The organism is Nostoc sp. UIC 10607, assembly GCF_047228265.1.
GTDB lineage: Bacteria > Cyanobacteriota > Cyanobacteriia > Cyanobacteriales > Nostocaceae > Nostoc > Nostoc foliaceum_A.
Genome location: NZ_JBIQNW010000244.1, coordinates 1 through 488 on the forward strand (window position 1 = coordinate 1; position 488 = coordinate 488).

The 488-nt window shown below is 47.3% G+C and carries 1 protein-coding gene; it reads right to left on the reverse strand.

The genetic code is table 11. From position 1 onward, the window contains the following. Nucleotides 1-23: 23 nt before the first annotated feature. On the reverse strand, nt 24-488 hold a 465-nt coding region (locus ACEYW6_RS36615; protein ID WP_412983668.1), incomplete at its 5' end, for a transposase.

Sequence of the window (488 nt, forward strand, 5' to 3'; positions counted from 1 at the left end):
TGATACTGCTGGCGAAATATTACTTAACCTAACGACTGAGCCATAAGCTTTGCAAATTGCGAAGTTCGCGTGGTCGCTTGTGGAATAGCGGACAGCCAGTGAAATATGCGCTTGAAGTTAATTGCTGTTGCTGTCATCAAATGTTGCAGATGAGTTTTCGCTAATCCAATGTATCGAGCATGGCGGAGTCCATGAGCGCGAATGCTTTCAGAGAGAGTTGCTTCAATTCCAGCCCGACGAGCATAGTCTGCTTTATAGTCGTCGGTCATTGCTTGTTTTCGTGCAGTTTGCAATGCTTTGTACTGTGCTTCTGGACGAAGTGTAACCAGCCGTCGCTTTTCTTTGGTGCGAGTACACAGATGCAGGCTGGGACAAGTGGCGCAGTCAGCTCGTGCAAACTTAATTTTAATCACCTCATTGTCTCGACCATCGATTGCAGGTGTCCAAGATGTACTCGTCTTACCTTCGGGGCAAATGGCAACCTGTTG